At 61.3% G+C, this 15,258-nt stretch carries 11 protein-coding genes; 4 read left to right on the top strand and 7 right to left on the bottom strand.

The window, feature by feature from the left end:
* A partial coding sequence (locus SGJ19_26175; GenBank protein ID MDZ4783750.1) for a sulfotransferase occupies positions 1 to 1,091 on the top strand: 1,091 nt, incomplete at its 5' end.
* Positions 1,092 to 1,111: 20 nt separating this feature from the next.
* Here the strand turns inward: SGJ19_26175 and SGJ19_26170 are convergent.
* From SGJ19_26170 to SGJ19_26145, 6 genes are all read right to left on the bottom strand, one after another.
* Positions 1,112 to 4,078 carry a glycosyltransferase gene (locus SGJ19_26170; protein MDZ4783749.1) on the bottom strand — a complete coding sequence of 989 codons (2,967 nt, stop codon included), beginning with the start codon at positions 4,076 to 4,078 and terminating at the stop codon, positions 1,112 to 1,114.
* A 69-nt stretch (positions 4,079 to 4,147) separates the two neighbouring features.
* Positions 4,148 to 5,137, bottom strand: coding sequence for an FkbM family methyltransferase (locus SGJ19_26165; protein ID MDZ4783748.1), 990 nt, complete (start codon positions 5,135 to 5,137; stop codon positions 4,148 to 4,150).
* A 194-nt stretch (positions 5,138 to 5,331) separates the two neighbouring features.
* On the bottom strand, positions 5,332 to 6,273 hold the full coding sequence (locus SGJ19_26160; protein ID MDZ4783747.1) for an NAD(P)-dependent oxidoreductase: 942 nt from the start codon (positions 6,271 to 6,273) through the stop codon (positions 5,332 to 5,334).
* Positions 6,274 to 6,459: 186 nt separating this feature from the next.
* Positions 6,460 to 7,383, bottom strand: a complete 924-nt coding sequence (locus SGJ19_26155) for a sugar phosphate isomerase/epimerase family protein (GenBank protein MDZ4783746.1) — start codon at positions 7,381 to 7,383, stop codon at positions 6,460 to 6,462.
* Between the two features lie 222 nt (positions 7,384 to 7,605).
* Entirely contained in the window at positions 7,606 to 8,856 is a 1,251-nt protein-coding gene (locus SGJ19_26150; protein MDZ4783745.1) for a fatty acid desaturase, read from the bottom strand.
* Between the two features lie 147 nt (positions 8,857 to 9,003).
* Positions 9,004 to 9,909: a FliM/FliN family flagellar motor C-terminal domain-containing protein gene (locus tag SGJ19_26145; protein ID MDZ4783744.1), complete on the bottom strand. Its 906-nt coding sequence runs from the start codon at positions 9,907 to 9,909 to the stop codon at positions 9,004 to 9,006.
* Between the two features lie 218 nt (positions 9,910 to 10,127).
* On the opposite strand from SGJ19_26145, the gene SGJ19_26140 reads away from it, so the two are divergent.
* Together SGJ19_26140 and SGJ19_26135 are read left to right on the top strand one after the other, a co-directional pair.
* Complete coding sequence (locus SGJ19_26140; GenBank protein ID MDZ4783743.1) at positions 10,128 to 10,625, top strand: Fur family transcriptional regulator; 498 nt, start codon at positions 10,128 to 10,130, stop codon at positions 10,623 to 10,625.
* Positions 10,626 to 10,722: 97 nt separating this feature from the next.
* Positions 10,723 to 11,679, top strand: coding sequence for a universal stress protein (locus SGJ19_26135; protein MDZ4783742.1), 957 nt, complete (start codon positions 10,723 to 10,725; stop codon positions 11,677 to 11,679).
* 151 nt (positions 11,680 to 11,830) lie between these two features.
* On the opposite strand, the gene purB is transcribed toward SGJ19_26135, so the two are convergent.
* Positions 11,831 to 13,258, bottom strand: a complete 1,428-nt coding sequence (purB, locus tag SGJ19_26130) for an adenylosuccinate lyase (GenBank protein MDZ4783741.1) — start codon at positions 13,256 to 13,258, stop codon at positions 11,831 to 11,833.
* 912 nt (positions 13,259 to 14,170) lie between these two features.
* On the opposite strand from purB, the gene SGJ19_26125 reads away from it, so the two are divergent.
* The gene (locus tag SGJ19_26125; protein ID MDZ4783740.1) at positions 14,171 to 15,232 is read left to right on the top strand and encodes a ThiF family adenylyltransferase; all 1,062 of its coding nucleotides are present in this window, start codon (positions 14,171 to 14,173) and stop codon (positions 15,230 to 15,232) included.
* The last annotated feature ends 26 nt before the right edge of the window (positions 15,233 to 15,258 follow it).

Here is a 15,258-nt window from a genome sequence, read left to right as displayed (position 1 = left end):
GCCGGTGCGGCCCCCCGACGTCGCGCGCGGCGGCGCGAGCGGGCGCAGGGGCTCGCGTGGAAGAGTGGCGGGCGGGGGCCCGGCGCGAGCCGGCGCTGCGGGAAGAGTTGCTTTCCATGGCGCGTCGCGAGGAAAAGGACTCGGCGGCGCAGCACGAGGAGCGTCGCGTTATCCAACAACACAACAGACTTAAGCCGGAGGATTACTCCGCACTCGAACGTCAAGGCGTCTTCATCGTCGGCAGCGCCCGCTCCGGCACGACGATCTTGAGCGACTGCCTCAATTTGTCGCCGGAGATCTACTTGCTGCAAGAAGCCTTCTTCTTCTGCAACGATCTGGCGGGCAAATTCGCCGGATGGGACAACTACGACTTTGCCGCCACGTTTAACGCCCGCCACGTCGGTTATGGCAATCCGCGCGACAAAGGAACGTACGTGCCCACGGCGGCCGCGCCGGCGAGCACGCCTCACGAGTTTCTAAATCGATTCCGCGACAAATACCGCTATTTGGGCGAAAAAGTCGCTTTCGGCCCGCAACCGCACTACATGGGCGACGACTGGGAGAGTGATTTCATCGCTTACCAGGCGAGGTACTTCTATCACTCGCAGTACTTTGTTACTGCCCGGGCGCCGCATGAAGGCCTCTGGTCAATGCACAAGCTCTTTCCGGAGCGGCCCATCGCCGCGCTGTTCGAGTGCTGGCTGCGCTCGTTGCGGACGTCGCTGGAACTCTATTTGGCGTTTCCGCACACGCACTTGATTCTCTTGGAATGGCTTGACGAAATGACGGTGCGGCGGATCTCGGACATCCTGCAAACGGACATCCCGTTGCCGAACGACTGGGTCGGACGAAACCACCAGTCGTCCGCACTGGAAGCCGACGAGCTCGTCCCCGTCTTGCAGCCGTATCGCGATTGGTGCGGCGAGTGCGGCGACATCTACGCGGAGCTGCGCAGAGAGTTCTCCCGGGAAACCTTGCAGTTCGACTCTAAGTGGCACCCGCGCGAATTCGTCAAGATGATGAACCAGCGCATCGGCACGCTGCTGGACGAAGTCATGCGCGCGGCCGAGCCGCAAGCGAACGCGGCGTAGTGACGTCCCATCCGGCGCCGCTATGCCGCGGCGCGCCAGATCTGGTTGTGTTGCTCGTGCCGGTTGTCGTTGAACACGCGGTAGGCCGGTTGCACGCGCGCCCCGGCGATTTGGCCGTGGTGCGCGGCGGTTCTTTCCGCCAGCAACGTCATTTGCTGGAGAGCCTCGCGCAACACGAGAGGCGAGATGCTAGGCAGACAGTCCGCCGTGCGGTAGGCGCTCAGCAAGCCGGCCAAGCCGTCGTGCAACTTGCTCACGGGCGAGTTCGGGAAGCGCTCCTTCAGCACGGTGGATGCGTTGACGGCGAACTCGACGTCCGTGCTCCAGTGACTACAATATGATTTACGGTATTTGAGCGCGGCGACGACCCAGTCCTCGACTTCCGTGGCGTCCGCCGCTTGCACCGCGCGGCGGATCCCGGCGCAAGTCCGGTGCAGGTACCACGCCCGCAAGTCCTCCAACTCAGCCCGCGGGCTGCAAGTCGTTTGCCCGGACGGGTAATTCCAGAAGATGCCGAGCGTTTCCGGAATGGCCTTCGTATTGAGGAACGGCAGCACGCGGTTTTTGAATTCCGTGTCGCCAGCAGCGCGAAACGTGCCGTCGTACATGCCGAAGCGATCGTGAATGTCGCGCCGGTACAAGGCGCCGACCCACGATAGGTAGCAGGTTTCCAAATAGACATACGCCGGCCGGTAACCAGTGCGGTCGTAGATCATGATGTCGTTGCGCCAATGGCCGCGCTCGTTGACGTTGGTGACGAGGCTATTGGCTTGCACCCAGTCGAGCGAGGGATCGGCGTCGAGTTCGTTCGCGAGCGTTTCCAAAGCCGGCGGAACGATTCCCTCGTCCACGCCGAGGAAGCTCAAGTACTTGCCGCGCGCCAGCGAGATGCCGCGATTCCAGGCCGTCTGAATCGATTCTCGCTTCGCCGTCCGAGCGTACACAATTCCCGCGCCCCAATCCGAGGCGAATTGCTCGAACACCCGGCGCTCGTCTGTCGGCGAACCGCTGTCGATTAGCACCAGCTCCGCTTGCTGCGTTTGAAACATCGTCTGCAGATTCAAGGCGCGGAGGAACATCGGCAACTTGTCCGCCGCGTCGTAGAGCGAGACAATCACCGAGACGCGCCGCTTTTGATCGTCGCGGCGATCGTCGACGTAATCGAAGTCGCCGACGTTCGCCCTTTGATTCACCGCATAAGCGCGATCCATCAGATTCGCGCAGCGCGCGTTCGAATCCGCGTGACCAGCGTACATGGCGTCGGCCGCGTCCGCTTCGCGTTCGTAGCCATAACGGGCCAAGGTTGCAGTGGCTTTGGGCAGATCATGAAAGCGGTCGCCGCCAGCCAACCGCATCGCGCGCAACTGGTACGTCGCGGCCACGAGGTCATTCCCGCGCAAGGTTTCCAGGCGTCCCATTTCGCGCCACAGTCGCACCCGGTCGATGCGTAGGCTCGACACGAGGTCGGCGCACATGTTGAGTTTCGATTCAATCTGTGCATCGGAGCGTTCTGGCGCCAAGTGAATTTGGCGGTAACGGCCCGCCATCTGTTTGGCTTGAGCCAGCAACTGTCGATTCTTCAGTTGCTCGGCCAGCCGTGTCGACTGGAGCGTTGCTTTGAGCGTAGCCGCGCCGTTGCGTAGCAGTTGACGGGGATGCATGGCGCGGACGCCGCGCCTCAGCACCGCGGGCGTGGCTTGTCGCATAGTGTCGCGAGATTTCGATCGCAGCTTTACGCACTTGCGCTGAAAGGGCGTCAACTCGTGCGCCATCAACCGGCGATACCAGTCGTCCAACTCGCTACGAACCGACGAGTCAAACGCGCGCGCTGAGGAGTAAATCTCCCGTAAGTCCGGGCCCTCGACTTCCGGTCGCGAGTCCCGTAGCGAGGCGACCAATCCCTGGCGATACGCGTCATAGTCGTCGAGCGTTTGAATCAGCTCCGGAATCGCGCCATATGCGTTGTCGATGTCGATCTTGATGAACGGGACATCAGGGAATGTTTCCTCCAGGAAGCGGCACACGCCAGCCCCGTTGCCGATCGCCGTCGGGCAGCCCGACAACAGCGATTCGATCGCCACGAGGTTGAAGGTGTCGTAACGCGACGGAACCATCGCGAGAACGCGCGTCGCAAACAACGCGTCGAGTTGCTTGGGCGTCGCCGTGGGCAGCAATTCCACTTGGTCGACGCCCAGGCGATTGTTCGCCATCGTGTACAGGTAGAGGCCGGAGCCTTTGCCATTGGGATCGTAGGATTCGGGGCCGATGATCTTCGCGTCGCGAAATGAGTCGCGCGGCAGCCACCACGCCAGGTCGACGAACAGATCGGGACCTTTGCGCTTTTCCGTGCGACCCACGAACAACAGGTCGGGAGACTTCGACGACACTCGCACGGTCTTGGGGGTGGGCCGCTCGATGAATCGCAACGGGCTCAAATAGTGGGACGCAAGATCAAACTTGTCGCGCCACTCGTCGAGGTAACTGAGGCTCAGTCCGTATCGCAGATCGACCGCCTGAAACTGCATATCCTCTTGCGCCACCAGTTCCTGATTGCATTCGCCTTCAGTGGCCCAGTTCAGTTCGATCGAGGTCGAAATGCGGCCGTGCATCGACAACGCCACGCGGCCGACCTCGACCTGATGCCGCGCGAAGGCTGGATGCAGGAACAGGCCAAATTGCTCGTAGTCGGGAAAGTCGACCACGTCGAATTTCAGGCCGCTGACCGTATGCGCGATGTTGTTGGCGCGCACGGCGACATACATCGCCCACAACGGCACGGCGTCGGAGAACTTAGGGAAATCAGCGGCGGAGTAGTGCTCGCGAAAGGGAATCGGCTGGGCGTTCGTCGGGCGCGGCGCGTCCAATGGCTCGTGGCGCGAGAGATAGAAGAACTGAATCCCGGGATTCTTCTGAATGATCGAACGATAGAACGTCTGCCCGCCGCCCACGGTCTTGAATAGGTCGAAATCCGCGATCAACACTCGCATGCTTTTCCTCTCGGTCTATCGATCCGCACAATCCCACGCCATCCGGTTGTTTGCTCAGCTCCCGATCGGCTATCTCGGCTCGCAGTAGTACTCGCGATTGTCTGTGGTGAATGCGTAGTTGTTCTCAACGAGGTGCTGCTTGAGACGTTCATGATCGAATTGTCCGGTCTGAGCGTCCGGATGAATTTCAATCACCAGCAACGGCCGGAAACGACGCAGACAATCGCGAGCTCCGTCGAGCACTTCGAGTTCCGCGCCTTCCACGTCAATCTTGACGAGTCGCGGCCTGACGCCTGTTTCCGCGAGGTAACGGTCGAGCGTGATGGTCGGCACTTCGATCGACTGCTTTGCCAAATTCGCGGTGAAGCGCACGGCGGTCGACAAGTGACTCGCTTCGCGTCGCACGTCATTTTCGAGCACGTCGCAGAAGGTGGCCTGACCGCATTTGTCGGCGACCGCGAACGGGCTGATGACCACCCAGCTCAACTCATTGAGGTGCACGACACGCGCCAGATCATGGCGTGCGCGCGGACTCGGTTCGAAGGCATGGACCGCGCCGGTCGGCCCCACGCGGGCGGCCATCATCGTCGCAAACAAGCCGAGATTCGCCCCGCAATCAAGCACGGTATCGCCGGGGCGCAGCCGATCGCGAATCCACATATAGTGTGGCGTTTCCGCCAGCAGATGTACGATGTAGGCCGGGCTGAAGTTTTGTCGCGTGTGCGTTACATACTTCAACAAATCGCCGGGCAGCCAGAGCAGGTCGCCGTTCAAATCTACGAGCACGGGGACTTGGTCTCTATGAAAACCAAGTTGCTCGTCCGAGAGCGAGGCGTCCGCAATCCGCGTGTACAGATCGCGTAGCATCTGGGCCGCGGCCGAGACCATCGGCGGCTCCGTCGCCGCTGGAAAGGCAAGCGACTTAGGAATCGCCGGTTGCCTGGCGTACTCGACAGGCGCGGGTGCCGGTATCCCGGCGCCGGTGGGAAGTACAAAACGTTCGATCAATACTTGCGTGCCGACGGCACGCCGCAGGTTGAACAGAAACCAGCGTCTCATGGAGCCAGCCGCCACCATCGTTTGCGCCCTCGTTGGCAACGTGCTACGGAACATGCGCGCGGTCTCACGAATCATCGCGCGGCAGGAGAGTAGGCGGCGCACGTGAGACCGTCAAGATCATTCGACGGCCGCTCACAGACCACGCCGATTGACAACGCTTAAAGGCGAGCGCTGCTGCGACGCTCGTCGACTCCCTACCCTACATTCCCATATCGGCTGTTCCGCAGCATTTCATAGCCTTTGCGCAACTCCGTGATGCCCATGTCCAGCGAATGGGCCGGCCGAAACCCCGTGCGCTCGATCTTGGCGTTCGAGACAATGTAGTCGCGCTTGTCAGGGTCTTCGCCGACCGGGGCTTCGAGATAGACGAAGTTCGGGAGGTGTTCCTTGATCTTCGCGCAAAGCTCCAGCTTGGAGAGATTCGCGTCGCTCAGGCCCACGTTGAACGGCTCGCCTTGCATGGCGTGGTAGTTGTCGATCGCGTGCAAGAACGCGCGTGCGACGTCGCGGACGTGGATGTAGTTGCGTTTGGCGTTCCCCTCGAACACCACGACGGTCCGGTCGTTCACCGCGCGGTAGACAAAGTCGTTAACCAGCAGATCAATTCGCATCCGCGGCGACATGCCGAACACGGTCGCCAGCCGGAAAGTGATCGTATCGCCAGCTTCCAGCACCGCCGCCTCGGCCTCGACCTTGGTCACGCCGTATAGCGAGATCGGCCGCAACGGACTCTCTTCCGTGCAATGCTTGCCTTTCTCGCCGATCCCGTAGCCTGAGTTGGTCGTCGGGTAGATCACCCGCTGCCGGGGCGAACGCAATGACAGCAGCAATTTGATCGCGTCGAGGTTCAGCGACCGGGCATTGGTCTGGTCGGCCTGGCAGGCCGGCGCGCCGACGAGCGCCGCCAGCGGAATTACGATATCGGCATGCCGCAGACCTCGCCGTAACACGTCGGCGTCGCGGGTGTCGCCACGAATCACGCTAAAGCGGGGATTCGCGCAACAGGCCAGGAGGGAGTCCTGCTGGAAGCTGAAGTTGTCGAGCACCGTGACATGAAAGCCACGGTCCAAGAGGGCCGGCGCGAGCACAGATCCAAGGTAGCCGGCGCCGCCGGTGAGCAGGACGTTTGCGGTCATAGCGTGCCGTGCGTCTCGCGAAGTGATTGAGGGAGCCGTTCCGCGCCGGACAATGCGCCGCCGCGGAGATTGAATTGCGGCGGGGATCATAGAAGATCGCCCCGCACGGCTCAAGACGAAGCCAGCGCCTTTTGCCCGCGTCTCTGGCGACGCGAAAGCCGCTTCGATCGAACCGGCCGACTGGAATCAGCCCAGCGGCGTAAAGGCCGCGCGCATTTCGCCCAAATGCCGCGGGCAGGCGACCCGGGGATCCTCGTCCTCTTCGAACTCGAGGACGATATACCCGCGGTAGCCCACGTCGGCGAGCATTTTCGCCAGCCGCGCGTAGTCGGCCTGTGACTTGGCGGCGCCCTCGGGTTGCATCATCACCTTGACCTGCACGTTCACGGCGAAGGGGGCCAGCCTGGCCAAGTCGCCATAGGGATCCGATGTGCGGAAATTGCCGGTATCCAGATTCACGCCGAACCAGGGGCTTTGCACGTCGTGAACCAGCTTCAGCATGCCGTCGGCGGTATTGGTGAGCCCGCCATGATTTTCCAAGGCGAGCATCACGCCATGCTCGCCCGCGACGGCGCAACATTCTTCGATACCCGCCACGGCCAGGCGATGCGCCGCTTCGTCGGACTGACTGTCCTTCGCATTGCCGGAAAAAATACGAATCACCGGAGCGTCAAGCGCCGCGGCATGCCCAATCCATTGCTTCACGCCGTTCAGCTCTTTGTCGCGCTCCGCACCCGGCGGATAGCAAAAGTCGTTGCCGACGGCTGTGCCGGAGACGTCCAAGCCCAGTTCGAATGCCAGCCGCTTCAGCTTGACGAGGTACTCGTTCGACGGTTCCGGAGGGAAGTAATACGAGGTGAGTTCCGTTCCTTCGAGCCCCATTGTCGCGCAGTCGCGAATGAAATCCTCCAGCGTCAACTTGGGCGAGTCGCCGGTCAGCAAGTCGCGGTAGCTGTACGCGGCCAAGCTGAATTTGAACTTCGCGCCCCCCACGCGCTGGAGCGGCTCGATCGCCGAAGCCATTCGATGGAGCCGCGCGGGCAACGCCGCACCGACCGTCAGCAGTGCCGCATCCCGAAGCCAACGCCGTCGAGAAGAAGTGCCCAGCATGGATGCGCCTCGCTTTGAAAATCAACAGGGTATCGCGGGTTTGGCCAGTACGGCTCCACGATTCTGATCTAACCAATTGACTGCCGCAACAAAGCAAGCTCAGGAAAAATCAGGCATTTGCGGCGCCCATGAATGCGGCACGGGTTCAGCGGTGGCGACCCCACTCCGCCACAGACGGACAAGCCGCCAGTGGCGCCCTGCACGTAGATCGCGCGGCCGTCCTTAGTGCCCGGCGTTGGCCTTGGGGGCGATGACGTCGAGCAGCGTCGGGAGCGCCCGATTGCCGCGCAAGAGGCCCTGCGTTTCGACCACTTCGCGGGAATATTCGTCGCACTTCGCCATGAGCAGTCGGTGCAGCGCCGGCAAGCGGAAGTGCGGGACGAACGGGAACAGGTGATGCGTGACGTGCAAGTCCTGGCCATAGATGAACATCGCCCAACGCAGCACCGGGTGGCACAGAATTGCGCGGCTGTTGGACAAGCGGCCGTCGTCGGCATTGGCATGCTGGAACAAGTCGCGCAGCAGCATCAAGTATGGGAAGACCGTGAACAACGGCAACATCCAAAGCAGCCAGAAATAGACGCCCCACTCGAAGCCGGTCAGAAAAAATGACCAGGCCAGCACGCATTCCATCGCAGTGAGATAACTCAACCGCAGGAAGCTGGTGATCTTGTTGGAGTAGACCGGGCGAATCCGCGAGCTGAAAAACCACTGAATCGGCAACGCCCAAATGCATGCACCAGCCACCGCCAGCATGGCCAATGGAGTGGCCGTCATGCTGAACGTCGTTCCGAAGTGGCTCAAGTAACCCATCAGGACGATCATCACCGCCAAATAGCCGATCCCCAGCACCGAAGTGATGCGGAACAGCCCGAACAGCAGTGGGGGTCCTTGCCCGGCCGGCAAATTGTAAGGATGCACGCCGTTGCCGACGGCGGTGACGTAAATGTTGTCCCACATGTAGCGCAGCAACCGCTTGGGGATCAGCAGCGCGACGGTGAAGTGGTAGAGGAATTCCCGTTTGGTCATCGGGAAGCGATCCATCATCCGCGTGTGCCCGAGGTTTAACAGTTCCGGATCACGTTCCCAGTCATTCACGTATTCGTGATGCCCGAGATGAATCTGCCGGTACTGTTCCGTCGTGGAGAACAAAGGAAACATGCAGAGCAGGTCGGAGGCCGCCTCGTTCAGCTTTCGATTGCGAAACAGGATGTAGTGCGCGCCTTCATGCCCGAGACCCGCCAGGCGATGTTGCAGCGCCCCCACGAGACAGACTGCCGCGAGGACAACAGGTGCGAGCCAAAATGAGGAAAAACCCCACTCCTGGTGCATCTGGCAGAACGCGATCGTGCCGCCCATCACCACGATCAGCGAGGCGTAGTCGATCGCCAGATAGAGCCAATTTGTGGCATTGTCCGGCCGGCGAAGCGGCTGGACCAGCTTGTGCAGTTCCGGCGAATCCAAGCTCAGCATTGCATTCCCCTTTGCGCAACTTCTCTCAGGCATCATCGGCGGCGATCATCTCGTCTGAGTAGTGCGTGGGGGCCTGTACCGTTTGTAGAGACTGGGCAAGACAGGGTCAAGGGTGAGCGGCGCGGCGTGCGTAAAGCAAGTATCAGTTCAACCGCTCTTGCGGACCGTCTTAAATCGCTCCTCCGGCGGCTTCATGGCGGTAATCCGCAGGCCGAATTTGTCGCCGGTTTTGACGCATTCTCCTTCGGCGATCACTTGGTTGTTGACCTCGAGCTCCAGCATTTCCTCACAGGATTTGTTGAACTGGATAATCGCGCCTGGCCGCAATTCGACCACTTTGTTGAGCGACTGCCGCTTGTGAGCCAGCGTCACCAGCACCGGAACCTGAATTCGCAGCAAGCTTCGCGTGTAAGTTGGCAAGCCGCCAAACGCCGGTGCATGCGGCGCCGCCACGGGCTGCGGCTTGGGCTCGACAGGTGCTGGCGGAGGCGAAGCAACCACGACCGGAGGCGGCGAGGGCTCAGCGGCCGGTTCCGGGGCTTTGGGAGGGTTGAAAAGCTCCTGGGGCTGCGACGCAGGCCACAGCAAATGGAGGATGCCTTGCTTCTCGCCGGAAGTGAGCGTCAGAGGGACCAGGCCGGAGCCCTGTGCGACACTCGCTCGGGCCAATGCTTCGCCCAAGTGTGGAACGTAGGCTGCGCGAAAGTCGTCCGGCATGAACTGCTCGGGCAGCAGCAACATGCCCAACTCTTGCGCCAGCGTCGCCAACTTGCTCGTGCCGGTGGCGTCCGGCTTTTGATACCAGCCCGGCAGGAGCCCGCTGGATTCCGACAACAGTGCGATCGCCCCTTCACTGCCAACCGTCAGCAACACGGCCAACCCGGGGCCTGCCCAAGCTGCGTCGGGGGACGCCGGGTCGTAAACCGCGGCTTCGCCAACAGTTACCTCGATCGAGCTGTCCAGGGAACGGCTCAGCGCCGGAGCGGTTTCACCGGCGCCGGCCTGACAGGCGGCTACGACTTCCGGCGCGATCGAGGGGACGAACTCCGACATAAGCCCGACAGCCGATTCGAGGGGATATTGATTACGATGCGCCCTCTATATCGTCCAATTCACCGGAAAACTTTGCGCAAACCTCCCAAAGCGATGCCGTCGAAGTCCGTGGCCCGTCGAGCCGTCGCGATCCCCACCAATTGCCGCGAAACCTGGATAAGATAGAATCATTATTGATAACTCTTCTTGGTTCACATTCGCAGGTCGGGCAGTCGCTCATGGACGATTTTTCGTTGGGAACCGTCGAAGTCGCACTCAAGCCGATGGCGCGATTCGAGGAATTCTTGCAGAGCAAGGGAAAGCGAATTACGCGCCCCCGCCGGGTGATCGTGGAAGAAGTGTTTCGCCAGCACGACCATTTCGACGCCGAGGGTCTGATCATTCACCTTCAGACGGTGGACCCGCAACGAAAAGCCAGTCGCCCCACCGTGTATCGCACGTTACGGGAGTTAGTGAACGCCGGCCTGTTGCGAGAAATGACCCTGGGCGGGCGAGCCGTTTACGAGCACGACTACGGCTACCCTCAGCACGATCACCTGCACTGCGAGAAGTGCGGACGGCTGATCGAATTTTCCAGCGACGCTGTCAAAGAGATTCGCGCCGCCGTGGCCCGGGAACATCGCTTCCGGGTGACCCATCACCGTTTCATTGTCAGCGGCGTGTGCGCGGATTGCAGCCGGCCGGCACGCAGCAATCGCCGGCTCGATCTGGTCTGACGGTCTGGTCGACTGACCGGACGACTGCCTTGTCAGCGGGTTCCCGGTCGATTCAACTCGGGGCGATCATGACGCGTTAGCATTCACCGAGGACGGCATGGACGAAGCGCGAATTCAGAAGATTTTGGTCGGCGTCGACTTTTCCGGTACCAGCGAAGTGGCGCTGCGCAGGGCGGTGGCTCTCGGCAAGTCGTGGGGGGCGACCGTCACGGTTGCCCATGTGCTGACCGATTTGCGCGACGCCCTGGAATCGATGCCCGCCAAGGCGCGGTGGAAGCTGGTGGCCGGCGATATCGACGAGTTCGAGCGCGACCTGCGGCATGATTCCGACGAGAAGCTGGCGAAGTTCATCGCGCCGTATGGGGCCGAAGCGACGCTGGAAACGGTGACCTTGGTCGGCAAGGCCCACGCGGAGTTGGTACGTGCCGTGCTGCGTCATCACTACGACCTCGTCGTGGCCGGCACGGTCGGCATGTCGATGGTGAAGAAGTTGCTTGTGGGGAGCACAGCTCAAAAGCTCCTACAATGCTGCCCGGCGCCGGTCTGGGTGGCGCCGCCGGTGGAAACGCTGCAACTAAAGCAAATTCTGGCGCCCGTCGATTTCTCCCCGGTCAGCGCGAAGGCGTTGCGGTACGCCGGACTGTTGGCAGTGCGGGAACAGGCGAAGCTCCACGTATTGCACGTGCTTGATGACAAGGACTTGCTGGAACTGCCGCAAGTCGCCGAGCAACCCGGCAAGCAATTGGGCGCCTACCGCCGTGAATTGAAGAAAACGACCGCGGACCATTTGCGCGAGTTTGTGACGCAGCACTTGCCTGAGTCCATCACGCCGGAGTACCTCCTCGCCCATGGCGCGCCGTGGCAGTTGATCGACTCGAATGCCAAGAAGCTCGGCGCGGATTTGATCGTGATGGGCAGCGTCGGGCGCAGCGGCGTCACTGGCCTGTTCCTCGGCAACACCGCGGAACGCGTGCTGAATTACACGCGCCGCCCGCTGTTGATCGTCAAACCGGACGAATTTGTGACGCCGATCGAACCGTCGATTGTGGCGTAGCGATCCTTCAAAGCCAGAAGTTCGGGCCATCAAGACTCGTGGGTGGCTGGGGTCGAATGTACTCATTCGCCCCCAGCGCGCTAGACCTGGGGGCGAATGAGTACATTCGACCCCAGCCACCCGAGCTTTCAAGCGACCGGAACCGTGCTTGTTACACGCGCAATTCCGCGGAAGTCTTTGTTCGCTGCGCATACCGCTTAAGTATCGGCGCGACGATCTCCGCGAGGAATTCGTCGACCTGTTCCGGCGCCCGTCCCACGAAGCGGAGCGGATCGATGGTGTCGTCGAAATTGACTAGGGCGAAAGCCGCATCGGTGCGGAGCCGTTCGAGGAGGTCGTTTTCGCCTCCCTGCTGCTTGACCACGGCGGCGGCCGCGAGACTGTGACGGCGAATCCGCTCATGCAGGTCCTGGCGATCGCCCCCCGCGGCAACGGCGGCCATGAGAATGTTCTCGGTGGCCATGAACGGAAGTTCCTCGCGGAGGTGTTTTTCGATCACCTTGGGATAGACCACGAAACCCGACGCGACATTTTGATACAGCGTCAACAACGCGTCCGTGGCCAAGAACGCCTGCGGCAAAGTGAGGCGGCGATTCGCACTGTCGTCCAGCGTGCGCTCCAACCATTGCGTCGCCGCGGTTTGGGCGGCGCTCGATTCCAGGCTGATCACAAACCGCGACAAGCCGGCGATCCGCTCCGAGCGCATGGGATTGCGCTTGTACGCCATCGCCGACGAGCCAATCTGCTCCTGCTCGAACGGTTCCTCGATTTCCTTGCGGCTTTGCAAAAGACGCAGATCATTCGTCGCTTTGTGCGCGCTTTGAGCGATGCCGGACAGCGTCGAAAGCACCTGGGCGTCGACCTTGCGTGAATACGTCTGACCGGTAACTGCGTAGCTGGACTCAAAGCCCAACTTGTGCGCCACCAATTCGTCGAGTTGGCGCACTTTTGCATGATCGCCGCCGAACAGTTCCAGAAAACTCGCCTGTGTTCCAGTCGTGCCCTTCGCGCCGCGGGCCTGAAGCGAACCGAGGCGATGCTCAATTTCAGCGAGATCTTGCGTCAGGTCGTAGATCCACAGGCAGGCCCGTTTGCCGACCGTCGTGGGTTGCGCCGGCTGGAGGTGCGTGAAGCCCAGGCAGGGCAACGCCCGTTGTTCTTGCGCGAAGTTCGCCAGGTTTTCGATCACGCCCAACAAGCGATCGCGAATGATCCCCAAGCCTTCGCGCATGAGGATCAAATCGGTGTTGTCCGTGACGTAGCAACTCGTGGCGCCGAGATGGATGATCGCCCGTGCTTGCGGGCAAACGTCGCCATAGGCATGCACATGCGCCATCACATCGTGACGCAGGCGGCGCTCGTAGCCCTCGGCCACGGCGAAATCCACGTCATCGACATGAGCGCGAAGCTCGTCGATCTGCGCTTTCGTGACGGGCAGCCCCAACTCCGCTTCCGCTTCCGCCAGCGCGACCCAGAGACGGCGCCAGGTGCTGAACTTGCGCTGCGCGCTCCAGAGCCGTGACATTTCCTCCGAAGCATAACGGGCGGTCAGCGGCGTCTCGTAGAACTCGTGGGGCATATCGACTTTCGGCAGGCGGCTCGCCGTGGCGGTCGCCGCGGCGCGCAACGACAGATTTGGACGGCGAAAACCGTTAGCCTACGTGAAAGCGCCGCATGAGGAAACGCCCCGAGCGCGACGCGCGGCCAGATCGCCGCGCGGGTTGATTTTGCGTCTGCCTTACTGCGTGCGAACGTAGCCGTTCGTGTGAGGCGCGTGGGCCTTACGGCGCTCCGCCTGGGCAATCAAATCATCCGCTCGTTGGAGCAAGATTGCCGAGTCGGACAGCGACGGGCTGTTGCTCGCATCCGCCGCGATCAAATGACCACGACAGTGTGGGCAAGCGACGTCGCGCCCTAAGAAATCCACTCGAATCCTCAGGCTTCTGCCGCACGTGGGGCATTCCTGAAAGAAATAGACCGAATGTGACATAACGGTCCTTCCTGATACCGGCCGCGAATTGTTCCGTCCCGGAGCGTACATCGTAAGCAATTCCCAGGCAGGGTTCAACAAGAGCTATGGACCCGACCCTGGCAAAATTTTCCCGGGACCCATCATCGAACAAACATGCGATGCTCCATCCACGAGCGAACGTAAGTATTGCTACGGCTGAACTAGCACTTCGGTTCGCGGACTTGTCGCGAGTTCTTCACCAATAACCGCTATCGCCGTTCACCTAACTGGTCTCATCAACAGGGATTGCGATAAATTGCGAAGTTGCCGAACGGCATCTGCGTCGGTGCGGAATTCGCCGATTTTGTGATCTTCGGCATTCGAGTTTCTGATCTCCAGAGTGTCCGGCTAAGCAGCCGGGCAAATGACGAATAAAATCTCGCCGATGCACGCGTTTTTCTTTTTTCTTGGCGCGCAATCGGACACTTCTCAACGTGTCATCGGCTGACCGAACCGCGCTACAGGTGATACGATGCACTCATGCCTGACGATCCACAATCTGCCGAACGGTCCGATCCGCTGGCCCGTTACGCCCGGCAATCACGCTTTGCACCTTTGGGAGAAGCAGGACAGCGCCGACTGTTATCGAGCACCGTGTTTCTCTGCGGTTGCGGGGCCTTGGGAACCGTGCTGGCGAACACGCTCGTCCGCGCAGGCGTAGGCCGGCTGCGGATCGTGGATCGCGATTTTGTGGAAACCACGAACCTGCAGCGCCAGGTGCTGTTCGATGAGGACGATGTCGCGGCCCAGTTGCCGAAATCCGTGGCGGCGGCCGAAAAGCTGCGGCGCATTAATTCCACGGTCGAGATCGAAGCGATCGTGGCCGACGTCGATGCAGGCAACGTGGAGGGATTCGCGGCCGGGGCTGACGTGATGCTCGACGGCACCGACAATTTCGAGACGAGATTCCTGCTGAATGACGTGGCCGTCAAGCATGGCATTCCCTGGGTCTACGGAGGTTGCCTCGGCGCCGAGGGCCAAACCATGACCATACTGCCAGGCGAGACCCCGTGCCTGCGGTGCCTAATTCCAGAGCCGCCCCCGCCGGGCGTCACGCCCACTTGTGACACCGCGGGGATCTTGGCGCCGATTATCAATGTGATCGCCTCGATTGAAGCAGCCGAAGCGATGAAGATCCTGGCCGGCCAGCGCGCAGCCATTTCGCGCACCTTGCAGGTGTTCGATCTCTGGGAGAATCGCTGCCGGCAACTGGATATCAGCAAGCTCCGCGGCGAGGAGGACTGCCCGTGCTGCGGCAAACATGAATTCGAATGGCTGGCTGGCGACCGCGCCAGTCAATCGACGGTGCTGTGCGGGCGAAATTCGGTGCAGGTCGCGCCGCCGCCCGGTTGGGGGCTGTCGCTGGAAGAGCTGGAACGCAAACTTTCGGGCGTCGGCAACTTGATGCGAAATCCGTTCTTGCTGCGGCTACAGGTCGAGCCGTATCAGGTGACCGTGTTTGCCGACGGCCGCGCGATCATTTCTGGAACGGACGACCCAGCGGCGGCTAAGACGATCTACGCGCGCTATGTGGGGAACTGACGATCGCCGCCGTCATTCCTTTAGGG

This window comes from Planctomycetia bacterium (assembly GCA_034440135.1).
GTDB lineage: Bacteria > Planctomycetota > Planctomycetia > Pirellulales > JALHLM01 > JALHLM01.
The sequence above is the reverse complement of the archived record's forward strand: the minus strand, read 5'-3'. Positions and strand labels throughout refer to the sequence as shown.